This window comes from Streptomyces sp. HUAS TT7 (assembly GCF_051550175.1).
GTDB lineage: Bacteria > Actinomycetota > Actinomycetes > Streptomycetales > Streptomycetaceae > Streptomyces.
On sequence record NZ_CP196175.1, the window covers coordinates 7,829,854 to 7,851,420 of the forward strand.

General features: G+C 68.3%; 18 protein-coding genes and 2 pseudogenes. 12 read left to right on the forward strand and 8 right to left on the reverse strand.

Annotation, left to right across the window (positions count from 1 at the left end; translation table 11 throughout):
- The first annotated feature begins 301 nt into the window (after positions 1–301).
- The 4 genes from ACSHXC_RS35540 (at position 302) to ACSHXC_RS35555 (ending at position 3,885) form a co-directional block, all read left to right on the forward strand.
- The gene (locus tag ACSHXC_RS35540; RefSeq protein WP_438295456.1) at positions 302–1,189 is read left to right on the forward strand and encodes a LysR family transcriptional regulator; all 888 of its coding nucleotides are present in this window, start codon (positions 302–304) and stop codon (positions 1,187–1,189) included.
- A gap of 81 nt (positions 1,190–1,270) precedes the next feature.
- Complete coding sequence (locus tag ACSHXC_RS35545) at positions 1,271–2,326, forward strand: tartrate dehydrogenase (RefSeq protein WP_438295457.1); 1,056 nt, start codon at positions 1,271–1,273, stop codon at positions 2,324–2,326.
- Positions 2,327–2,519: 193 nt separating this feature from the next.
- Positions 2,520–3,065, forward strand: coding sequence for a cation:dicarboxylate symporter family transporter (locus tag ACSHXC_RS35550; RefSeq protein WP_438295458.1), 546 nt, complete (start codon positions 2,520–2,522; stop codon positions 3,063–3,065).
- A 187-nt stretch (positions 3,066–3,252) separates the two neighbouring features.
- Positions 3,253–3,885, forward strand: coding sequence for a hypothetical protein (locus tag ACSHXC_RS35555; protein WP_438295459.1), 633 nt, complete (start codon positions 3,253–3,255; stop codon positions 3,883–3,885).
- Positions 3,886–4,991: 1,106 nt separating this feature from the next.
- Here the strand turns inward: ACSHXC_RS35555 and ACSHXC_RS35560 are convergent.
- The 3 genes and pseudogenes from ACSHXC_RS35560 to ACSHXC_RS35570 all read right to left on the reverse strand — a co-directional run.
- Positions 4,992–5,159, reverse strand: a pseudogene (locus tag ACSHXC_RS35560) (IS5/IS1182 family transposase); the annotation flags it as partial.
- A 105-nt stretch (positions 5,160–5,264) separates the two neighbouring features.
- The gene (locus ACSHXC_RS35565; protein ID WP_438295460.1) at positions 5,265–7,046 is read right to left on the reverse strand and encodes a reverse transcriptase domain-containing protein; all 1,782 of its coding nucleotides are present in this window, start codon (positions 7,044–7,046) and stop codon (positions 5,265–5,267) included.
- A gap of 405 nt (positions 7,047–7,451) precedes the next feature.
- Complete coding sequence (locus ACSHXC_RS35570) at positions 7,452–8,255, reverse strand: IS5 family transposase (RefSeq protein ID WP_438295461.1); 804 nt, start codon at positions 8,253–8,255, stop codon at positions 7,452–7,454.
- Positions 8,256–8,444: 189 nt separating this feature from the next.
- On the opposite strand from ACSHXC_RS35570, the gene ACSHXC_RS35575 reads away from it, so the two are divergent.
- The 4 genes from ACSHXC_RS35575 (at position 8,445) to ACSHXC_RS35590 (ending at position 13,610) form a co-directional block, all read left to right on the forward strand.
- A complete protein-coding gene (locus tag ACSHXC_RS35575; RefSeq protein ID WP_438295462.1) occupies positions 8,445–9,131 on the forward strand; it encodes a TetR/AcrR family transcriptional regulator in 687 nt (228 codons plus the stop codon).
- On the forward strand, positions 9,124–10,458 hold the full coding sequence (locus tag ACSHXC_RS35580; RefSeq protein ID WP_438295463.1) for a serine hydrolase domain-containing protein: 1,335 nt from the start codon (positions 9,124–9,126) through the stop codon (positions 10,456–10,458). The genes ACSHXC_RS35575 and ACSHXC_RS35580 overlap by 8 nt, the downstream gene beginning before the upstream one ends.
- Before the next feature lie 300 nt (positions 10,459–10,758).
- Positions 10,759–11,862 (forward strand): hypothetical protein, encoded by a 1,104-nt coding sequence (locus tag ACSHXC_RS35585; RefSeq protein WP_438295464.1) that lies wholly within the window; start codon positions 10,759–10,761, stop codon positions 11,860–11,862.
- An 893-nt stretch (positions 11,863–12,755) separates the two neighbouring features.
- Positions 12,756–13,610, forward strand: coding sequence for a class I SAM-dependent methyltransferase (locus ACSHXC_RS35590; RefSeq protein WP_438295465.1), 855 nt, complete (start codon positions 12,756–12,758; stop codon positions 13,608–13,610).
- Between the two features lie 14 nt (positions 13,611–13,624).
- Here the strand turns inward: ACSHXC_RS35590 and ACSHXC_RS35595 are convergent, their stop codons facing one another.
- The 4 genes from ACSHXC_RS35595 to ACSHXC_RS35610 form a co-directional block, all read right to left on the reverse strand.
- Entirely contained in the window at positions 13,625–13,963 is a 339-nt protein-coding gene (locus ACSHXC_RS35595) for a hypothetical protein (RefSeq protein WP_438295466.1), read from the reverse strand.
- Positions 13,964–14,054: 91 nt separating this feature from the next.
- Positions 14,055–14,273: a hypothetical protein gene (locus tag ACSHXC_RS35600; RefSeq protein ID WP_438295467.1), complete on the reverse strand. Its 219-nt coding sequence runs from the start codon at positions 14,271–14,273 to the stop codon at positions 14,055–14,057.
- A gap of 6 nt (positions 14,274–14,279) precedes the next feature.
- Positions 14,280–14,909: an STAS domain-containing protein gene (locus ACSHXC_RS35605; RefSeq protein ID WP_438295468.1), complete on the reverse strand. Its 630-nt coding sequence runs from the start codon at positions 14,907–14,909 to the stop codon at positions 14,280–14,282.
- A 624-nt stretch (positions 14,910–15,533) separates the two neighbouring features.
- Complete coding sequence (locus ACSHXC_RS35610) at positions 15,534–16,001, reverse strand: hypothetical protein (protein WP_438295469.1); 468 nt, start codon at positions 15,999–16,001, stop codon at positions 15,534–15,536.
- A gap of 1,957 nt (positions 16,002–17,958) precedes the next feature.
- Between ACSHXC_RS35610 and ACSHXC_RS35615 the strand changes: the two genes are divergently transcribed.
- From ACSHXC_RS35615 to ACSHXC_RS35630, 4 genes and pseudogenes are all read left to right on the forward strand, one after another.
- Positions 17,959–18,378 (forward strand): hypothetical protein, encoded by a 420-nt coding sequence (locus tag ACSHXC_RS35615; protein WP_438295470.1) that lies wholly within the window; start codon positions 17,959–17,961, stop codon positions 18,376–18,378.
- A pseudogene (locus ACSHXC_RS35620) lies at positions 18,378–19,186 on the forward strand (transcriptional regulator). Before ACSHXC_RS35615 ends, ACSHXC_RS35620 begins: the two are co-directional and overlap by 1 nt.
- A 38-nt stretch (positions 19,187–19,224) precedes the next feature.
- A complete protein-coding gene (locus ACSHXC_RS35625) occupies positions 19,225–19,638 on the forward strand; it encodes a roadblock/LC7 domain-containing protein (RefSeq protein WP_438295471.1) in 414 nt (137 codons plus the stop codon).
- 56 nt (positions 19,639–19,694) lie between these two features.
- Positions 19,695–20,069: a hypothetical protein gene (locus ACSHXC_RS35630; RefSeq protein ID WP_438295472.1), complete on the forward strand. Its 375-nt coding sequence runs from the start codon at positions 19,695–19,697 to the stop codon at positions 20,067–20,069.
- An 882-nt stretch (positions 20,070–20,951) separates the two neighbouring features.
- Here ACSHXC_RS35630 and ACSHXC_RS35635 read toward each other — a convergent pair.
- The gene (locus tag ACSHXC_RS35635; RefSeq protein ID WP_438295473.1) at positions 20,952–21,452 is read right to left on the reverse strand and encodes a response regulator; all 501 of its coding nucleotides are present in this window, start codon (positions 21,450–21,452) and stop codon (positions 20,952–20,954) included.
- Between the last annotated feature and the right edge of the window lie 115 nt (positions 21,453–21,567).

Sequence of the window (21,567 nt, forward strand, 5' to 3'; positions counted from 1 at the left end):
CCCACCGGGGCCGAACGGCCCCGGCCAACGGCATGAACCGGCCCCCGAATCGCGTCCGGGAGCCGACGTCGGTGCTGGCCAGCCACCTCCCGGCGAAACATACCTTTCGCGGCGCCCGTCCCGCTGCCCGCCGGCCCGGGACGGCGCCGACGGGGGCCGGTTCATGCCAAGGAGCCGGCGCACACAGCACGCCCCACGCAGTCACACAGACCGACCGATCCCACATCTTCCGTCCATCTGCTTGTTGGCCGTAACGGGGGCGTCGAGGCGGGGGCTGTTCGTGGCGTGGAGGATGGCGGTCATGGATATTCGGCAGCTGGAGTACTTCCTCGCGATCGTGGATCACGGGGGTTTCAACCGGGCGGCGTCAGCCCTGTATCTCTCGCAGCCGTCGCTGTCCCAGGCCGTTCGGGCGCTGGAGCGGGACTTGGGCAGCAGCCTGTTCCACCGGATCGGCCGCCGGGCCGTGCTGACCGAGGCGGGGACGGCGTTGATCGAGCCGGCCCGGGCGGCGGTGCGCAGTCTGGAGACGGCCCGTGCCAGCGTCGTGGCGGTGCACGAACTACGCGAGGGGCGGCTGGACATCGCCGTGATGCCGTCTCAGGCGGTGGAGCCGCTCACCACGATGATCCGTGCGTTCAGCAGCCGGTATCCCGGGGTGTCGGTGAATATCCGAGCCGCCTTCACTTCGCGCGATGTCGTCGACATGGTGCGCACTGGTGCCGCCGAGTTGGGGCTGCTCGCCACGTCCGGGCCGGTTGCCGACAAGGAGGTGCTTGCCCATGCCGCCGGGGAGCAGCGTTTCGTGCTGGTCACCCCTCCCGACGGGCCCTTCCCCGCGGGGCGGCCGGTCGCCTGCGAGGAGCTGGCCGGGCAGCGGCTGATCGTCGGGCAGCGGGGCACCGGTATGCGCGCGTACGTGGACGGCCTGCGCGAGCAGGGCATCGGCTTCACCATCGCGGCGGAGACCGAGCACCGGGTGGCGATCCTTCCGCTGGTCCTCGCTCGGGTCGGGCTCGCCGTGGTCACCGAGTCCTGGCGCACCACGGCCGAGCGGGTCGGCGCACTGGTCTTGGACATCGAGCCGAGGACGACGCTGCGGATCGCGCTGGTCAGCCGCCGCACCGAGCAGTCCCCGGCCGCCCGTGCCTTCCTGACCTGTGCACTTGATGCCATCGAGTGCCGATAGGTCGGCTTATAGGCCGCGCCTATGAGGCAGATCGGCAGAGCGTCTTGGACGGCCTCCTAGGCTGATTGCTGCAATCGGCGCATGCCCCACCACGACATCGCACTCATCCCCGGCGACGGCATCGGAGCCGAGGTGCTGCTCCCCGCCCGGCAGGTCCTGGACGCCGTCGCAGCCCGCCACGGCCTCGCCTTGTCCTACACCTCCTACGACTGGTCCTGCGAGCGGTACGTCCGCGAGGGCACGATGATGCCTGAGGACGGCCTTGACCAGCTGCGTGGCAAGGACGCGATCCTGCTCGGCGCGGTCGGCTACCCAGACGTGCCGGACCACGTCTCGCTGTGGGGACTGCTGATCCCGATCCGCCGCGGCTTCCGTCAGTACGTCAACCTGCGGCCGATCCGCGTCTTCGAGGGCATCGACAGCCCGCTGCGTGCGGCCGCGGCCGGCGAGGTGGACTTCGTCGTCGTGCGCGAGAACGTCGAGGGCGAGTACAGCGAGATCGGGGGTCGGCTGAACCGGGGATTCCCCGAGGAGATGGCGGTGCAGGAGGCGGTGTTCACCCGTGCCGGGGTGACACGCGTCCTCGAGTACGCCTTCGAGTTGGCCGCCCGGCGCGGCGGGAGGCTCACCTCGGCCACCAAGTCGAACGGCATCGTGCACACCCTGCCGTTCTGGGACGAGCTGGTCGCCGAGCGCGGCGCCGTACACCCGGAGGTGACCTGGGACCAGGAGCACATCGATGCCCTCGCAGCCAAGTTCGTCCTTGACCCGGCCCGCTTTGACGTGGTCGTCGCCTCCAACCTCTTCGGCGACATCCTCAGCGACCTCGCCGCCGCCGTCGCCGGCTCCATCGGCATCGCACCAGCCGCCAACCTCAACCCGGAACGCGAGTACCCCTCGATGTTCGAGCCGGTCCACGGCTCCGCGCCAGATATTGCCGGGCGCAGCATCGCCAACCCGATCGGCGCGATCTGGTCGGCCGCCATGATGCTCGACCACCTCGGCCACCCCGAGGCCGCCAAGGAGATCACCGACGCCATCGCCGCGGTGCTCGCCAAGACCGACGTCCGCACCCCCGACCTCGGCGGCAACGCCACGACCACCGAGTTCACGCAGAAGCTCCTCGAACTGCTCTGACCGCATCCCCGCATAGCCAAGGGCGGCCCGGACGACCCTGCCTCGGGCCGGCCCGACCCGGGACGATTGTCCGCGCCGATCACGAGCCCCCTGTCGGTCCGCCACCGAGCCGCGCCCTCCCCACCGGCCCCCAGGCCCGGATGGCCGCCAGGCGTCCCGGCTGCGTCCACGTTCCTCGACGAGGAGAAACGCCATGGCAGCAATAGCGTCCCCGGCCCCATTCCTTGCCACGCCACCCGCCAAGCCCTGGTACAAGCAGTTGTACTTCTGGGTCCTGACCGCGATCGTCTGCGGCATCCTGACCGGCTGGCTCTGGCCGAGCGTCGGCGTCGCCCTGGAGCCGGTCGGCACCACCTTCGTGTCCGCCATCAAGATGCTCATCACGCCGATCGTCTTCCTGACGATCGTGGCGGGCATCGGCGGGGGCGACAGCCTGCGCCGGGTCGGCAGGGTCGGCCTCAAATCCCTGCTCTACTCGCTGTCGCCCGCAGCGGCTGCACCGCCGACGGCATCACCGACCTCACCCCCACCGAGCTCCTTAAAGCCTGGCCCACCAGCTGACACCTGCGACGGACCCGGCTTCACAGACAGCAGGACGAACCGCACACTCCAGTCCATCCGCCACCCCCGCCTGACCGGACCGTGGTTCACCGCACTGGTCCACCTCAACCCGAATGAACAACCCCGGTGCCCGCTTCCTGCCCCCCGGCGGTGCCACCAACCCGGCACGCACGACTGATTTTCTGACTCCCGCCAGCGTTGAGTCATCCCATGGGGCTCACCTGGGCAGGAGTCGGGGTGAGCAACTCCGGTGCGGAACAGGGCATGACGGTGTCTGCGGGTGAATCGCGCCGGTGTGCGTGCGGGGTGATGGCGCGTAGCATCCGGCAGGAATCCCATGCGCACACTCGCGGAGGAGTATCACCGTGCCGGACAGTTCCACACTCCAGTCGCAGTACGCGGTTCAGGTCCAGAGCGATCTGGAGAGCAATGTCGCGGAACGCGAACGCATCACCGCCGAGATCGGCGCGCTCCAGGAGCAGTTGACGGTCCTGGAGGACAACCATGCGCTGCTGACCGCGATGCAGCAGGCCCTCGATACCTCCACGCCCCCCGCCGCCACGGCGCGGAGGAAAACCGGTGAACCTGCGCCTGCCGGCGGGCGGGTTCCTCGGGCTCGCGCCTCGGCCGAGGCCGCCAACACGAAGGCGAAAGAGCAGAAGCAGAGCGGTGCCAAGACCCGAGCGCGCGGGAATGACCCGACCCTGCGCGACCTGGTCGCCACGCACCTCACTGCGCTTGGCCAGCCGGCCTCGGCCGCCGAGATCACCACCAGCCTGGCCGCAGCCCACGTCGGCCGGCACATCGCTGTCACCGTGGTACGCAATGCCCTCGAAAATCTGGTGGCCAGGGGACAGGCCGAGCGCACCAGGCAGCGCCGCAACGTCTTCTACAACCTGCCCGCCGCCACCGATACAGCCGCCGGCAGGCCTGCGGATGCCGAGGACACCGCCCCTGGGGGCATGGCGGCCACCACGACGCGGGATGCCACGCCCTGACAAGCGGATGGCTCCGGCCCCTTCGGTGATGCCCGGCGGCGCCTAGACAGGGAGACCCGCACCTTCACATGGGCGAGGAGGAACTGAGCGAGCTTGGGTCAGGCAGGGCGGCTCCGCGTACGTGCGAACGGGCCGCGGAGCCGTCGGGTGAACGCTGTCAGAGCGCTCACCCGGTGACGGTACAGCCAACAGGACCTGCAGGCGCGCAGGAACACATGGCGGAGGATCGGCAGGAGAGTCTCGGCAGCGTCGCATCCCGTGAATGCCACGGTGCCGAGGCGGGCAAGGCGTCAAGGGATGCCATGGTGCGCAGCGGCCGGGCGCTCCCCGAATCCCGGCCTGGCGCAGCCGTCACCCCGACGGGCTGGCATCGGCAGGTGGGGGCGATGGCTTCCTCGCCGTGTTCGACGGCGGTCAGGGCGCGCTCGTGGAAGTCTCCCAGCCCGACGCCGAGTTCGACGTGAGCACCGAAACCGTCACCACTTGGTACAACAACCGGGACACCACCGGCATGAGCAGCTTTTCCGGACTGCTGGCAGGACCACAATGCGTTCACGGACGTTCTCCGCTGAGGGGCTGGCCCTTCGTTGGGAAGGCGTACTGGGGTGCCCGCACAACCCTCGCCTCCCTCCACTGTCGCGGAGCCCTCAGGGGGTATACCGGCCAACTCGCTGTGTTCCGCGCGGAGATCAAGGCTCCGTCAGCGAACTCATTGCCGGCCGCGAGATCGTCGACCGCATCACCGGGACTGATCCCGAACACGGATCGACCGCGCCGACAGCACCCACTCATGCATCCTGCAACCCCTCAACGGGCACTCCCTGCAAGAACGCCTCGACTTGCCCGTCGACGGGGTCTCCGGCAACGCCACCCGCACCCACCTCCTACACCGAGAGTTCCCCACCCCACGCAGACGAGACCTCTGCACGAAACAGACGCGATTTCCTATCGAAGGAGCAACGTCCGCCTCCCTACCGTGGACACCGGCCATGGGCTCCGTGCCTCCCCGTCGCTGTCCTGACGGGAGTCTCGCTGCATCCGTCATGGGCCTGACGAGGTCCGCAACACAGCGAACTGACTTAGAACTCGCGCGGATAGGCGTGGGCTTACGGGCGTCGCCTCGGGCGGTTGTCCCAGCGGTTGGTGGTCCAGGATCGTCGGATCAGACTGCGGACGGTGATGATCGTGTCCGCGAGGTCGAAGAAGGCGTCGATCACGACGGCGCGGCGTTCGTAGCAGCGGGAAAGACGGTGGAAGGCGTTCTGCCAGGCGGTTGGGTCGGCCGCAAGGCGAGGTGTCTGCGGTAGCAGGTCCTTTTCCTCACGGCCTCCCGCCGAACCGGACTTGATGGTTTCCCCGATCATCCGGCTCTCCAGTGATCACGGCGTGAATGATCTGGCCGCTTGTGCTTCATGGATGTGGTCGTGGCAGGAATCGCAGGCCACAACCGTTTTGCGGCGCCGGTCGAGCATGACGCGCGCCCAGTCAGACGGCGGCCATCCGGCGTGAGCGAGATCGGCAAGGGCGCGGATGTGATGCACCGTGACATCACCTGTGGCCCCACAGATCTCACAGGTGTCCGCTAAGAGCCGTGTGACCAGCTCCTTGTGCGGATAGTCCACCCAGACCGGCCGACGATCCACTATCTTCGCCGACCGCTGTCGATAGAGGGGAATTCCTCCGAACCGTGCCACCAGTGGTTTCCTGTTCTTCCGCTCGATACGGGCCTCGAAACAGACGCGGGGTCCCTGTTCCGTGTCGATTCTGGCCTTATGCTTGGCTGCCATCTTCGGCACGGACGAACGGTGCTTTGCCGCGAGAGTCTTGAGCATGGATGTCTCCATGACCCATCGCAGGCGGTGCAGCCGGGCAACATCCCCGGCAAACAGGTAGTACTGGACGATGCCCCGGTAAACAACCCCGAACGTGGCAACGATCGCGTGGTCGTTGCTGTTGACAAGGTCCTTTCGCTTCGCGGGCTTTCCGCGGGCGAGATAGGGCACGCACTTGGCTTTGATCACGTCACGCGGGACACGCAGTGCGATCTGACCGTTGACCCGTCGGTATCGGCCGGTCTTCTTCGTGTCGTTGTGCTGGACCGTGATCTCGTAGCCGAGGAACCGTGCTGCCCGGGTACGGGCATGAGTGATCAGCGTCTTCTCCTGGGAGAGCTCCAGCTTGAGTTCGTCACGCAGGAACGCCGCCAGGTGCTGCTTGATCTGCTCGGCCTCGGCTTTCGGTCCGGCGAAACCGAGGAGTTGATCGTCCGCGTAGCGGATGTATCGCAGTCTCCGGTAGCACGGATCATTCGGATCCGAGCTTGGCAGGCTGGTCATCCGTTGACGCAGCGTCCGGGCCTGGGCTCGGTCACCGCGCCGGCGTGCTTGCGCCAGCAGATTCTGCAACTCCAAATACGCCGGGTTACGGGCCCGACGTTCCCCTCGGGTGTACTCCGGAATCAGTACTGTTTCTACGAACTCGTCCAACTTGTGCAGGTAGATGTTGGACAGGATCGGGGACGCTTCTCCGCCTTGCGGTGCTCCGGAAAGCGTCGCACCCCACTTCCAGTCCTCCAAGTATCCGGCTGTCAGCATGTTCCGCACCAGCCGCAGAAACCGCTGGTCATGGATCTTCTCACTAAGAATCGACAGGAGGACCTGATGGTCCAGGCTGCCGAAACAGTCGGAGACGTCGGCCTCAATGAACCAGGCCGTTCCGGTCCAGGTGTTGACCACCTCGCGCAATGCGGTATGGCAGCCACGCCTGGGCCGGAACCCATGAGAGCGGCCGGAGAACGTCGGCTCGTAATAGGCCTCCAGTAGGAGACGGACTACTTCGCCGACGAGTTTGTCCGACCAGGTCGTGATGCCCAGCGGGCGCATTTTCCCGTTCTTCTTCGGGATATTGATGCGCCGGACTGGATGGAAGCGATAACGCTCGTGACGCATCGCTTCAATGATCCGGCCGATTTTCCGCTGTGACATACCGTCCACAGTTTCCGGCGTGACCCCGGGCGTCATCGCGCCATGGTTGGCGTAGGTCCGTCCGTAGGCCAGCAGATACAACTGCGGGTTGAACATCTGCCGAAACAGCTCACTGCACGGCAGGCCCCGCCTGCCGCGTTCACGCAGGACACCCAGCACCGTTGTGGCGCTCTGCATTTCGCATACCTCCCGAGTCTCGGGTGTCCGAACCACCTGGCCCCCTTCGCCCTGCGGACGGCTTTCCCGCCCTCCCTGGCCGGGCGCTACTCCGACGACTACTACGGGGCCTCCGTCGCCCTAGGACTCACGTCCCGTAGGCGATCCCACGTTCGTCTCTGCTGTACGTCACAGCGCGACGTAGGCGTCCCACTCATCCCCTTGAATGCCCTCGCTGGACATCGCCCCGCACTCCGGAGGTGCACCGGCCACCAAAACGAATCCTGGTGCAGAGCGCGGCGCCGGTTTCAGCTGTCTTTCCGGCGGATGGGAACTTGCATCTGCTGGGGATTGGGCTTCAAACAATTCAGTCTTCGCCATATCGCGCGGGCCACCCTGCACACCGTCCCTGACAACTGGGCACGGTCACCGGTTTTCTGACATGCTATTGTCCCCTTCACCTTTCGGCCTTGGGTAAGTCATTGGCCCAGGAACCTCCTTCCGAGTTCCTCCCGGCTCAGCCGGGAATACAACAGAGCGCCTCGTGGCGCACTGAGTGCGTTCGACGTGCCAACGCCGGCTCGCCTGAATCGGTGCTTTCTCGCCCTTGTGCGCTATCCGGCCGTGCAGCCCGCGTTCGTCGAGCAGGGCGCGGGTCTTGTTCGAGTCGTACCCAGTGTCCAGGTGCACCGTGATGTCGTCGGGCAGCGGCCCGAGTTCCGCGAGGCGGTCCAGGGTCGGGGCCAGCAGTGGAGAGTCGTGACAGTTCGCCCCGGCCAGAACACGGCCGAGCGGGATTCCGTAGCCGTCAGTCATGCCGGAGCGCTTCAGGCCCTGTTTTCCCCGGCCGACCGGGGAACGGCCGGCGACCTCCCCGCCTCCAGGTGCCTTGGTGAGGGAGCCGTCGATGGCGATCTGATCCAGCATCAGGCCGACGATGCGGTCGTAGGAGTCGAGCGAGATCTGCTTCAACTGGCTGAAGATGCCCAGGCGGATCCACTCATCGCGACGGCTGCGGATGGTGCTCGCCGAGCAGGTCGTGTCAGCGATCGCCTCGTAGGGGCAGCCGAACCTCAGCAACTGCAGAAGCTTGTCGAACACGATCCGGTCACTGATGCGCGGACGGTGGCAGCGCAGAGGATGGTCCGGGTGGTAGAGCGGCCGCTGGGGCAGCAGCGCCGAGAACTGGTCCCACAGCGGTTCGGTCAGCCATGGCGGAAGAACAGGCACAGGTCTCCCCGGTGATCGCAGATCGTCGCTCTGGGACTGGCGACAGCGATCGCCTCGACCGCCTGCGTCTGGCTGATAAGCCCTTCCCGAACGTCGCCGCATCGTGGTCGCACTCCAGAGTTGACCATTCCACCCCAGCATTGTCATCATTGATGACAACATTGATGATTGCGGGAGTGGGGGACGGACATGGCTGTGGGCAAGGGCCGGGCGGTGCGGTTGTCGCCGGAGCTGATCGTGGAGGCGGCCGTGCGGATCGCGGCGCGGGCGGAACCGGACGGGCTGACCGGACGGGCTCTGGGAGAGGAACTGGGCGTGGACCGGTCGGCGGTGTGGCGGCATTTCGCGGACCGGGACGCGCTGCTGCTGGCGGTGGGTGACCGGCTGCTGGCCATGGCCGTGGAGCGTGTGCCCGACGGCCTGGGGCCGCGGGAGGTTCTGCAGGTGCTGGCCCGCTCCCTGGTGGAGGTCTTCGAGGCCCACCCGTACGTCGGTGCGGCCGTCGCATGCCGGACCACCCGCGGCCCGGGGGAGTTCGCCGCGATGGAGACGATGCTCACGGCGCTGGCGGAGATCGGTCTGGACGAGGGCAGTGTGGCCCGCTACCAACGGATGCTCGCCGACACCGTGCTGGCATACGCGGGCATGCGCGCCGGGTATGCCGCGCTCCCGCAGGAGGTGCGCGCCGCGGACGAGCATGCCTGGGCCGGGGCATACGCCACCATCTCCCCCGAGCACTATCCGGCCATCACCACGCACCTGCCCCACCTGGCCGCGCAGGACGACGAGGCCGTCTTCCAGACGCTGATGGAGGCGTTCTGGCTGGCCGTCGACGCAACCGCCCGCACCAGCCCCAAGGACGTCGCCGATGTCTGACCACCGCCCTGGTGTGGAAGCCGCCGACGAGGCTGACGAGGCTGTCGACACGGACCACAAAGCCCCCCAGGACAGCGGTCCCGGACCGGCAGCCAGCTCCCGGTCCGCTTCCGCCGCCGGTCCCACCGACCGCACCGTGGCCGCCTCGCGGTCTGCGAAGCCGCGGACACGGCGCGTCCTGCGGCGCACCCTCATCGCGCTGCCGGTGGCGCTTGGCGTGCTGGTGGCCGGCGCCTACACGGCCACCGCACTGCTCGACATCCCCTCCCCACCCACGCTGGTCCACCTGCTGACCACCGAGCCCTCGCGGCAGGGCGACCTGTTCGACACCCGCACCATCCCCGCCTCCGCCACGCCGGCGCCCCTGCCCGTCCACGACGAGCCGCTTCCTGCGACCGTGCCATGGAAGGGCGAGCGGGCGCCGGTCGAGCAGTTCCTGACGACCACCCACACCAATGCCTTCCTTGTCCTCAGGAATGGCCGGCTGACCCACGAGTGGTACCGCAACGGGGTGGGCCCCACCACCCGCCTGTCGTCCTGGTCGGCCGCCAAGTCGGTGGTGTCCCTGCTCGCCGGGCAGGCCATCGAACAGGGCAGACTCCGGGAAGACGACCGGCTGGTCGACCTCCTGCCCCAGCTGAAGACCGGCGGGGCCTACGACACCATCACCGTGCGCGACCTGCTGGACATGACCTCGGGCGTGGACGTCCCGGAGAACTACAACGAGTACTACCCGCTCACCGGCACCGCCCGGATGTACCTCACCCGGGACCTGCCCGCCTTCGCACGCGACCATCGCGACCTGCAGTTCCCACCGGGCAGCCAAGGCGCCTACCGCAGCATCGACACCGAACTCCTCGGCCAGGTCCTGGCCAAGGCCCAAGGACGGCCGCTGGCCGACCTCCTGGCGGACAACATCTGGGCACCGATGGGAGCACAGGACAGCGCCACCTGGAACCTCGACCACGACAACGGCCACGAGAAGGCGTACTGCTGCATCAACGCCACCCCCCGCGACTACGCCAAACTCGGCCAACTCGTCCTCAACAACGGCCGCGCCCAGGACAAACAGATCATCCCCCCGGCATGGATCCAGCGCATCGCCACCCCAGCACCCCACAAAGTCGACGGCTGGGGCTACTCCGCACAGTGGTGGCATCCGCCCGGCGGCAACGGCAAGGACTACTCCGCCCTCGGCGTGTACGGGCAATACATCTACGTCGACCCCGTAAGCAAGACCGTCGTGGTGAAACTCAGCGACCACGGGGACCAGCAAGACGAACAGGAGACCTTCGACGCCCTGCGCGCCATCGCCCAGAGCAGCTGACCTGCACCTGCCTTGCTGTCACGGGTACCCCCGCGCCTATCTGCGCGAGCTCTAAGCCTCCGTCGGCCCTGGATCTTGGAGACCCGTTCTATTTGCAGACTCAGTACGTACTCCGGGGGGCACTGGTGCTCGGTGTGTGATGACCTGTTTCTCTCTGGCAGGTTGCTGCGGGTCTGCCTAGCCTCCTTCGGTATCTCGGGCTGCCTGCCCTGTGATTGTCCGGCTTCGTGCAGGGTGGCGCCCGGCGGGCGGTCACCTGCTCGGCGAGTTCGCATCCGACGCACTCTGAGGAGCGGCAACATGCAGTGGAGAACGCTCGCTGTCGGCGCAGCAGCCGGCTTGTTGTCCCTGGCAGGCATGTCGACGGGGCAGTCGGCGCCCGGCTCGTTCGTCGGCCCTTTGCACACGGTAGACACGATTGCCTCAACGGTCCCTGCGAACGGGGACGTCAACCCCTACGGTGTGGCGGTAGTGCCGGAGGATCGGGGCAGCCTCCGCCAGGGCAGTGTCCTGGTCAGTAATTTCAATGCCGCATCGAATCTTCAGGGCACCGGGACGACCATCGTGCAGATCAGTCCTTCCGGGGCTGTGTCGACATTCGCCCGGATCGATCCGGCTCACCTGCCCGGGCCCTGTCCCGGCGGGGTCGGGCTGACCACAGCGTTGGTGGTCCTGCGCAGTGGCTGGGTTGTGATGGGCAGTCTGCCCACCACGGACGGCACCTCCGCCACGGCCAGGGCCGGCTGCCTGATCGTCCTCGACAGCCATGGCAGGGCTCGCCAGACTCTGGCCGGGTACGGCATCAACGGGCCCTGGGACATGACCGTGCGCGACGGCGGAGACTACGTCGACCTGTTCGTCACCAACGTGCTGAACGGAACGCTCGCCGGCAGCCCGGCCACGGTGCGCAAGGGCACCGTCCTGCGGCTCGGGGCGGCAGTCGGCGACGACACCTTCCAGCTCCGGTCCGTCACCCGCATCGGGTCCGGATTCGCCGAACGCACAGACCCTGCGGCCCTGGTGGTCGGCCCCACCGGCGTCGGACTCGGCCGCGACGGCACGCTCTATGTCGCTGACAGCGTCGACAACCGCATCACCGCGATCCCGCACGCACTGACGCGCCCGGACAGTGCAGGCACAGGCCAAGTCATCACCACAGGAGGCAACTTGAACACTCCGCTCGGCCTTGCTGTCGCCCCCGGCGGAGACATCCTCACCGTGAACGCTGGCGATGGCAATCTCGTGGAGACCACCCCATCCGGCACTCAGATTGCGGTCCGCACCCTCGACAGCAGCGGGACACCCCCCGGTGCGGGCGCGCTGTTCGGCCTCGCTGTGCGTCCGGGAGCGCGCGCCGTCTACTTCGTCGACGACGCCACAAACACCCTCGACATCCTGCACTGACCAACCAGGACCGGTACGCACCGCCGACTTCGCGGACACAGTCTGGAAGGCCTCCCCCTCCACACTACGAGGGGAGGGACACCTCCGGATCACTCTCAAACTACGGGTCACGGCCGACGCCTACGACAACTCGAACACCACCGGCTCGAACATCTTCGGGCCGTCCATGGAACAGGCCGGTTCCTGCGGCAACCGGTCCCGCCCTCACTCCTTACGCCGCGGCGGCCGCTCGCACGTGCGCATCGAGGACCGTTGTGTCCCGTGGCCATCGCAGACTTCGTCCCCGATAGCGCCAAAGGCGGGACCACACATGCGTTCACGGACGTTCTCGGCTGAGAGGCTGGCCCTGCTGTTGGGTAGGCGTACCGGGGTGCCCGCGCAACCCTCGCTTCCCCCACTGTCACGAAGCCCTCAGGGGGGTATACCGGCCAACTCGCTGTGTTCCGCGCGGAGATCAAGGCCCCGTCAGCGAACTCACTGCCGCCCGCGAGATCGTCGACCGCATCACCGGGACTGACCCCGGACACGGATCGACCGCGGCCGACGGCACCTGCTCATGCATCCTGCAATCCCTCAACGGGCACCCGCTGCAACCACACCGCACCCGGGGCCTGCAAGAACTCCTCGACTTGCCCGTCGACGGGGTCTCCGTCAACGCCACCCGCACCCACCTCCTGCACCGAGAGTTCCTCACCCGACGCGGATGAGACCTCTGCACGAAACAGACGCGATTTCCTATCGAAGGGGCAACGTCCGCCTCCCTACGGTGGACACCGGCCATGGGCTCCGTGCCTCCGCGTCGCTGTCCTGACTGGAGTCTCGCTGCATCCGTCATGGGCCTGACCAGGTCCGCAACACAGCGAACTGACTTAGCAACAGCCCTGGGAGTAGTGATGGTGTCTTCCAAGACGGCACGGGCGCATCGTCGTGGTACCAGAGGCGCGGCACGTGACGTCGTCGTGGCCGCGCAGTATCCGACCACTGAGGAGGCGACCCGCTACGCCGCGTCCTACGACGGCTGGCGCCCGGCGGCGCGGTACTACCGTTCCCGGCTGTATGCGGTCGACGAGGCGCTTGGCGCCGCCCCGCGTGGTCGTCTGCTGGACGTGGGGTGCGGACCCGGCATGCTGGTGCGGCATCTTCTCGACACCCGTCCCGGAGAATTCCAGATCACAGGATGCGACCGGTCTCCGGCAATGATCGACGTTGCCACCGCTCGGGCGAAGGGCGCAGGTGACGCCGAGTTGAGTGTGGCGCGTGTGGAGGAGATGCCCTTTCCCGACCAGCACTTCGATGTCGTTGTCGCGATGGGTGTCCTGGAGTACGCCGATGCCGTTCAGGGGCTGCGCGAGATCACACGCGTGATCCGGCCGGGTGGCCTGGTCGTGGTGACGATGCTCAACCCGCTCAGCCCGTACCGTCTGACCGAGTGGTTCCTCTACTGGCCGTTGGTGCGTGTGCTCGGCCGCGTCGAAGGGCTGTTCGGCGCACCGCGGCACGCCGCGGCCGTGTCCGGCATCCGGGCGATCCCTCTGGCCCGCCTCCGCCGGATGATGCGTGGAGCCGGACTGACAGCGCAGGACGCGGTTCACTACGACGTAACACCCCTGATCCCGCCGCTGGACCGGCTGGTCCGCCGCTGGAGCCGGAAATGGCGCGACCATCCGGAACGGACCGTGAGCAGAGGGGCCCGCCGTTGCTTGGGCACCGCCTACCTGGTGACGGCACGGCGCCAACAAGACGCGTAGTCCCACCGTCAGCATCACCCGCGCTGTCCCCGCAGGCCATGCCCGGCCTGGCGTGGGTGCCGGGCGGCTGGGGAGCGGGATGCCCCCGTGGGCTCGGCCACGGTACGGGTGGCTTGGATGGCGTCCACGACTTGCGGCACGAACCGCAGGACCTTGTCGTTCTCGATGGCCACCCGCAGGACGTAGTCGCCGTAGCCGCCCTCGGCTCCGTCCTTGGCGACCAGGATGGTCCGCTCCTCGCTCTTGTTGGTCCTCCCGACACCATGTCGTCCCCGGCGTTGTCGGCTGTCAGCGGCCAGATCCTCGTGGCCGCCGTCAGTCGGCTCCCGCCCCCATTGGAGATGCCTCCCCATCGAGGGCTCTGCCGCGCATGCCCACTCTCCATCGGCCTGCACCGGTCCGCGAGCATGGAGCCCGGGCTCCCGCGCCCAGAGAGTACGGAGCTCAGAGCGAGTTTGGGGCCAGGGCCACGGGCGCCGGTGCGAGGCGGACGGTGGCCTGGCGGTGGATCGAGTGCCAGGTGCTGCCGGTGGCGCGGGCCAGGGACTCCAGACCGCGCCGCTGGTCACTGGACCAGCGGATGGGGCGGAGTCGGTGGATGGAGACCACCCCGACCAACACCCCGTCCGGAGCCGCTACCGGCAGCGAGCCGACAGCGCGCACCTGTGCCTACCCAAGGACATCCAGAGCCGGCGTGCCGAGGAAGACCGGCGAGGAGCAGACCTCGTCGATGAACACACCGCTCTGGTCCTGGGCGGCGATACCGCAGGCGGACTCACGGTCCTGAACCGCTTCGAAATAGTTCAAGAACGGCCAGTGGAACCCGCGTTGGGCCACGATCCGCAGCACACCCGCAACGGGGTCGTGCAGCTGGGCATTGCCCATCGGAGCGTCAGTGAGGCGCAGGGCCAGGATGAGCGCCTCCTTGAGCAGGGCGCGGGCGTGCGGATGCTCTGGGCCGAGCCGACGTGTGTGGGGTGAGCGCAGTCCGGCGGGTTCGCTGCACAGGCGCAGGGTGCGCAGTACTGCGCTGTGGGCGTGGTGCACGGTGAGGCTGGTCCCGGCGGTTGCCGCCCGGCGGTGGGCGTGGACGAGGAGTTCGGCGCTGGCCAGCGAGCAGAAGGTGACTCGGCTCAGATCCAGTTCCACCCGGCTGGCGTGCTCTTCCATGCGGTCCAGGGCATGAGCGAGAGCGGGTATGGCGGGCGTGTCGAGTTCACCGGCGACGTGCAGCACGGTGCAGCCGGCCGTGCGCGAGACAGCCAGACGCAGCCGAGGCGCTGGCGCCGACCACGGCATGCCCAACCTCCTTTCCCATAATGGGTTTCCTGTCCGCAGTGTAGGGCTGTCGGCCCGCCGGGCGGTTGTCGTTGCCCAGTGCATTCACGCGCGGTGCGCGATGCTGCAGCGGTTGCGCTCTGGGTGCCACGGCATATGGCGGCATACCCGGTGGTGGGGTGTACCCCGGTGAGCGGGGCAGGGGTGGGCCCGGTTGCCGTGGCTGGCGTGTACTCGTCCCTCGAAGCGGTGGTTGCGGTGGAACTCTCGCGCTGACGGTGCAACAGAGAGGGGTCCGCACCATTCCTGGAGAGCCGGTCCGCTCGGGGCGGCCCGTGATGTGACACGGGTGGATGTATCCGGAGCCTGTTGCGCTGCGATCCTGTGTTGTGGCATCGGTGCCGTCTGGCTCTGTTCGGGCCGGAGCCCGGCCGGGGGGGGCATACGAGAGGAGAATCGGCATGTCACGGCTCCTTCGGGGCAGTCCTTCACAGAGGCCCGGATCGCCCCCGGCACGGTCGTGTCCGGGACCGAGAACCGCGTCTCCGGCTGAGTGCTGCCTCCGCGGCAGGGTTGCCAGGGCCAACCGGCGGACGGTCTTGGCTGGTTGGCCCGCGGCGAGGGACACGGGCGCAGGGCTGCTGGTCAGGTGCGGGTGGCCCGGTGTTCGGTGGTGGCGCTGACGGAGCCGGGGTCGGTCTGGATGTAGGTGAAGAAGTCGCCGCTGGGGGCGGTGTAGAGGTCGAAGTGGAGGGCGGTGCCGATGACCAGGGTGCCGGTGCAGTCGGCGTTGACGGTGTAGGTGCCGGTGAACGGGGCGCCGCGCGTGATGGTGCCGTTGAAACTGGAGCTGGAGGTGCCCCGGACATGGCCGACAGCGTCAAAGCGTTCGGAGCCGGCGAAGGCGAGGGGCTGGCTGGACGTGCCGGAGACTGACAGACCGTCACCGGCGAAGAGGTAGCTACCGGTCAATGTAGCGGTGGAACAGGTCTGCTCGGGCTGAGCGGCCGGGGCGCTGTGGGCGACACCGGTCATGGCAAAGACGACCGCGGTGGTGACGGCGGCGGCGCCGACGGCACACAGGGTGCGCGGAGCGCGAAGAGGGCTGTGCATGAGGACCTCCTTGGCCAGGACGGCAGGGGCACGGCCAGGCCGGCCAGGAGTACGCGCGGGGGGCGCCCTGTTCCTGGCGCTTTCGGCGGTCCCGTCGACCGGGCAACAGAGCGTCCCGCACCCCTACAAAACCCTGCAACCGCCCCCGCACACGAAGACCGAAACCACCCCCACCACGGACGAGGTCCTCAATGATTTACACATACCCCTGCCGCCCAATGCCCCACGTCCACAGGCGGCCCACAGCAACCTACTGATCGTCCGCCGCGGCTCATGGCTCACACCCATGCCAACAGCAATGGCTCACCTCCCCCCCATTCGGAACCACCCCACGACGGTGGCCTGTTGGTGCTCTGCCGGTGAGGAATCCGGAGGGGAAAGCTGGGTTGATGAGGCGAATCAGTATGTGGGCGAGCGGGAGCGGGTTGGCGCTCACGGGCCTGGGGGTCGCGGGCTACCTGGTGACCAATGGCGTTCCTCGGCCGCACGCCGGCACCTGGACCCGGAGCCCAATCGGCGCGAGAGATCGCCGACCGCAGATACGCGAGAAGGACGTGATCGCCTCTCTCTACGGGCAACCTCGACAAGCATCTTCCGGATCTTCAGGGCGGCGTGATTCCGCCCTCACTGGGCCGTCAAGTCGAACGGGGCGCCCGTCAGCTCCGGGCGGACTGATCACAAGGTGGGGGTGGGGAGTGGGGAGGAGGCAGCATGCGCCGGGACGACCGGCTGCATCTGTTGCACGCTCTTGCCAGGGCGCAGTGGCCGCGCAGCACTCGGCGAGTGCCGTTTGTCGACGAGTTCGGATGTCATCCGAGGCCCTGTGGGCTCGTGAAGCTCCCGCTCGCCGACCGTCGGGCTTGGAGGGTTGCCTCTGGCCAATGTCGGACCGTGGAGGGGCCACGCAGATGGTCCGGGAGTAGGTTCAAAGCGCATTCGTGGACGCCGCATCGTGGGCTGGGCTTTTGCATTCCGGGCATGGGCGGTGACCGGTGTGGTGGTTGTTGCAGAACGAGGTCGTACCGGGCCCTGGGCCCAAGACCATGCCCTGACCGGCACCGATCGACTGGTTGACAGTTGACGCGGAGATTCCGTGTCCTGGTGAATGAAAGGGCATGGGCGGGAGGTGGATCTGGGGGCCTCCACGGGTAGTTGAACTGCTGAGCAGTGTCTGCCTATCTGTTGTGGGACGGCCGCCGCCCGGTCACGGATGGCGCGGCGGCCGCCTGTGCGAGGAGAGGGGCTCCCCTCCGCACTGTCCTCGCTCCCACCGTCCTCAAGGGCGGCTGTGTCCGGGGTCTGCGGGAGGTGATGACCCCGGCTCGAACAGCGCCGCTAGGACGAAGGGCCGGAGCCGCCGTATGTGGATGCGGTGGCTCCGTCCACCCCGAGGGCGGGGTGGACGGTGAACACGAGCCCGGGGTCTGGGGGCCAGAGGGCGGTCGGCTGGACCGGTTGGTGCACCGTGCGCAGTGTCGCCCGCCCTGTCTCCTTCGCATCGTAGGCCGGGCTGGCCGCGGGGCAACCATGCGAATCCGGCCGGTGAACAGCCCGTGCGGGCGCGATTCAGTCGGCCAACCGGGATTTCAAGATCGTCGAGGATGAGACCTGCGGATCTCGGAGCTGGGCGAACAGAGCCAAAGAGTCAGTTGCTGCAGCAGTCGGCGTTGGATGAGTTCCATGACCTCCGCAGGCCCTGCTCTGACCCGCAGGTGTGGGCGGCGGATGTGCAGCAGGCCGCTCCGGCCGCCTGCGTGGGGGGGGCGAACTCACGGTCCCGCACCGGGAGTTCGGTTCTGCCCAAAGGGTCGGACTCTAGCCAAGTCGGGCATGCGCCACCGGAAAATGCCAGAACTCCCGTCAAGGGATGCCACGGTGCGTAATGTCCCCGTCACCGCCGAGCGCTCGTTCCGGCGGCTCGAACACATCCATGCGTTGCGCCGGGAGGGGGTTCCGCGTGCCTGGAATCGACGAGTGCCTGCTTGAGGCGATGCTGCTGCCCGGGGCGCTCGGGGCGGGCGTGGTCGACTGGGCCAGCGGACTCGCCCTCGGGGCCATCGGCGCCTCGCCCGGCGGCGACCACGAGGTCACCGCCGCCGAGACCGCAGAGCTGGCACGGGCGGTCGCCGAGCACCCCGATTTCGGTGTGTCCCCCTCGGGCGGCGACGAAGACCTGTCGACTGGGAGCCCGCCCTCGACGGACCTGCCCGTCGAGGACCTGATCATCACCACCCGTACCGCGCACCACGTGCTCTGCTTCGTCGAGACGGCCTTCGACAGCAGCGTGTTCCTGCACCTGTGGCTCGACCGCGAGGAGGGCAATCTCGCGCTGGCCCGGCTCCGGCTGCGTGGCCTGGCCGAACGGCTGGTGCTGTGATGAGCGCGGCGATGGGCAGCCCGGCAGGACCGGCTCCTGCGACGCGAACGCCCGTCTCTCCCATGCTCGTCCGCCTGGTCGCCGAGCGGGCCACCGGTGCCCTGCTGCGCGACCGGGGCACCCTGTACCTCTGCGACGGCCAGGTGGTGCATGCGGAGAGTCCCGCGGCGCCCGGCATAGACGTCCTGCTCACCACCGCCGGACGCCTGCGGCCCGAGGGCTGGCGGGAGGCCGTCGACCGGGCGGGCCCGCGCGGCCGGGTCGGCCGGTTCCTGGTGGAGAGCGCCAGGTCGGCGACGGCGAGCTGGAGATCTGCCACCTCGGCGCACTGCACGACGCGGCGTTCTTCGCACTGGCCCCCAGCAGCGGCCCCACCCGTTTCCGGTACGGGGTGGCCCACTGGATCGGTCCCGTCAGGCCCGTGCCGGCCGAGGCGGTGGAGCGGGAGGCGGCTCGCCGCAGAGAGCTCCTCGACCGGCTCTGGCCCTGCCCGGACCTGGACACCGCCCCCGTGGTGCGCAGCCGACGCCGCCCGGACGTCCCGCTCACCCTGCGCCAGCGGGCGGTGCTGACCCAGGCCGACGGGGCACGCACCCCGCAGGACATCGCACGGGCCCTCGGCCGCCCCGCGTTCCACACCCTGATCGACGTGCGAAGACTGGCGGCCGTCGGAGCCATTGAGGCTCCGCGCGCCCGTACGCCGCCGGACTCCGTCCCCGCCTGGTTGACCCGGATGTCGGCGGAGACGGTCGACCCCGATGTCGCGCTGCTCCGGCGGCTGCGCGACGCACTGGAGGCCACGCTGTGATCCGCGCACTGCGGCAGCGCGCCGAGAGGAGACAGCTGATGGCGGCGGAAGGACAGGTCGCTGAAGTCCTCGAAGAGCTGCGGAGGTTGAGAGCCAGGCTGCCCCAGCTCACCGGCGCGCTCGCGGCGAGCTCCGACGGCTTCGTGATCGCCCAGGACGGCGCGCCGGAGGCCGTCGAAGGAATCGCCGCCCTCACCGCCGCCCTCACCGCCGCCGCACTCGGCGTCGCCCAGCGGCTCACCGAGACCACCGGCCAGGGCGGCTTCCGCGAACTGCTCGTGCGCGGCGAGGCGGGTTACGTCGCCACCTACGCGGCGGGCTCCACCGCCGTGCTCACCCTCCTCGCGGACCCCCGCGTCAACGTCGGCCGGCTGCACCTCGAAGCACGCCGTTCCAGTACGCGCGTCGGCGAGCTGATCGACGGCGCGCTCGACCGGCAGGAGACCCCATGAACGGCACCGGCACACCGAGCCGGAACAGCCCCCGAAGGAAAGGAAGTGCAACGCCGATGACCAACACCGAAACCACCCTCAAGGAAGCGATGACCGTGATCGAGGGCAGCCTGGGCGCAGCCCTCGTCGACTACAGCAGCGGCATGGCGCTCGGCACGCTGGGCGGCGGCAAGGACCTCGACCTGGCGGTGGCCGCCGCCGGCAACACCGATGTGGTGCGCGCCAAGGTGCGGACCATGGAGATGCTCGGCCTCAAGGACGAGATCGAGGACATCCTGATCACGCTGGGCGGCCAGTACCACCTCATCCGGCTCCTCAAAGGCCGGGGCAACAGCGGTCTGTTCCTCTACATGGCGCTGGACAAGAAGCGGGCCAACCTCGCGATGGCCCGCCACCAGCTCAAGAAGATCGAGAACGAACTGGAAGTGTGAACTCCGCCCCTCCGCAGGCCTGTTCAGCGACGCCGCGCCCGCCGGGGTGCGGCGTCGCCCGTGCCGAACCCGGTCGCCCGGAAGCCCCGCACCTTCTGGCCCACCGGCGCACCCCTGGGCACCCAGTCGGTGCGGACCCCCAGCCTGCCTGCCTTCAGCCACAGCCCCCCATGTCCGTGCACCGGCCATCGGCAGGCTGCCCACGCCGGACAGCGCCAAGCAGGGGCTACGTGGAGATCACTGTTACACTACCAGGGGGACGCCATCCAGTGCGTCCCCCCTCCCAGTCTGGAGACGACATTCACGTGCAGCGGTGGTGGCGGGGTGTCAACCAGTGTTGGTGCCTTCCGGGAGAACACGACTGCGCTGGTCAAAACCGTTACTTATGGTAGTGGTGCCTCGGGAGTGCAGAACCGCGCCGCCGTACCGGCTCCGGCCACCCGCCCTGTTTGCCGTGTTCGTAGCAAGGTGGGGCCAGGCGGGGTAGGGGCTCTGGTGGCCCGCGCATACCGGTGGTGCCCTGGGTTGTTGGGGGAGCACAGCGATGGAGCCCTGCTGACGGGGGATTCAGCAGGGCTCCGGTTTGGCACCCTACCGCTGGCCTGCGAATTGGGCGAGCAAGCCGGTCTCGCGGGCGGAGCCGGAGAACAAGGTCGAGGCTGGGGCGCGGGGATCTATCGTGGCGGTCGCTGTTGCTGTGGTGGCCATTGCCCGGCTGCCCTCGAGCCGGGGGGAAGGGGCGTCGCGTGAGGAGCTCGTTGAACTTCCTCATGGCGGTTGAACGTTGGCGGTGGCATGTCCGGAGGGGCGATCTCCAGGCCCGCATTTCCAGAGCCCGTGCGGTCATGGTCGCCTGGGTCTGACTCGCTGTGCTCCGCCCATTCAAGGGTTCTGGAATCCCTCGGAGCCGAATGCCCCCTCACTGCTGTCCGGTGTCCGGATGTCCCGCGCACACGGGTGGCGTGCGGACTCTTGGCGTTGGGTGGGGACGGCCTGCAGGAGGTGACTGGTCCGGTACAGGTACTGCACTTTGATCCTCAAGGCCCAGGGGTCGATGGGTTTGACCATGAGGGCGGCGACACTCAACTGCAATGCCCGGGTCGCCAGGTCGGCGTTCTGACTCATGCCGGTCACCAGGATGACGGGGATGAGCCGGGTCTGCTCCAGCCGGGCCAGGTACCGCACGACGTCGAACCCGTTCACCTCAGGCATGACGACATCGAGGATCGCGACGGCGATCCCCCCGCGCAGCGCCGTCTTGAGGGCGGTGACCCCGCTGGTGCTCGTGGTGATTGGGTAGCCGAGCGGGGCGAGGGCGCTCTGCAACGCGAACAGGTTGTCCTCGTGGTCGTCGACGAGCAGCACCTGCATGGACGGGGCCATGGCCTGTCCCCTCCCCTCTTGCTCGGGGGCGAGGCGCCAGTCTAGGACCGCTGGGCACGCTCATATACGGGTCTTGAACCTCCCCGCCGAACAGGAACGATCCTCCGGCGCACAC

What these genes read in the sequence shown, in the direction of transcription:
- ACSHXC_RS35635 (WP_438295473.1), bottom strand. Translation starts at nt 21,452, where the DNA reads ATGGCCCCGTCCATGCAGGTGCTGCTCGTCGACGACCACGAGGACAAC.
- ACSHXC_RS35585 (WP_438295464.1), top strand. Translation starts at nt 10,759, where the DNA reads ATGCAGTGGAGAACGCTCGCTGTCGGCGCAGCAGCCGGCTTGTTGTCC.
- ACSHXC_RS35595 (WP_438295466.1), bottom strand. Translation starts at nt 13,963, where the DNA reads ATGGGGAGGCATCTCCAATGGGGGCGGGAGCCGACTGACGGCGGCCAC.
- ACSHXC_RS35575 (WP_438295462.1), top strand. Translation starts at nt 8,445, where the DNA reads ATGGCTGTGGGCAAGGGCCGGGCGGTGCGGTTGTCGCCGGAGCTGATC.
- ACSHXC_RS35605 (WP_438295468.1), bottom strand. Translation starts at nt 14,909, where the DNA reads ATGCCGTGGTCGGCGCCAGCGCCTCGGCTGCGTCTGGCTGTCTCGCGC.
- ACSHXC_RS35610 (WP_438295469.1), bottom strand. Translation starts at nt 16,001, where the DNA reads ATGCACAGCCCTCTTCGCGCTCCGCGCACCCTGTGTGCCGTCGGCGCC.
- ACSHXC_RS35630 (WP_438295472.1), top strand. Translation starts at nt 19,695, where the DNA reads ATGACCAACACCGAAACCACCCTCAAGGAAGCGATGACCGTGATCGAG.
- ACSHXC_RS35565 (WP_438295460.1), bottom strand. Translation starts at nt 7,046, where the DNA reads ATGCAGAGCGCCACAACGGTGCTGGGTGTCCTGCGTGAACGCGGCAGG.
- ACSHXC_RS35540 (WP_438295456.1), top strand. Translation starts at nt 302, where the DNA reads ATGGATATTCGGCAGCTGGAGTACTTCCTCGCGATCGTGGATCACGGG.
- ACSHXC_RS35590 (WP_438295465.1), top strand. Translation starts at nt 12,756, where the DNA reads ATGGTGTCTTCCAAGACGGCACGGGCGCATCGTCGTGGTACCAGAGGC.
- ACSHXC_RS35580 (WP_438295463.1), top strand. Translation starts at nt 9,124, where the DNA reads ATGTCTGACCACCGCCCTGGTGTGGAAGCCGCCGACGAGGCTGACGAG.
- ACSHXC_RS35545 (WP_438295457.1), top strand. Translation starts at nt 1,271, where the DNA reads ATGCCCCACCACGACATCGCACTCATCCCCGGCGACGGCATCGGAGCC.
- ACSHXC_RS35625 (WP_438295471.1), top strand. Translation starts at nt 19,225, where the DNA reads ATGGCGGCGGAAGGACAGGTCGCTGAAGTCCTCGAAGAGCTGCGGAGG.
- ACSHXC_RS35550 (WP_438295458.1), top strand. Translation starts at nt 2,520, where the DNA reads ATGGCAGCAATAGCGTCCCCGGCCCCATTCCTTGCCACGCCACCCGCC.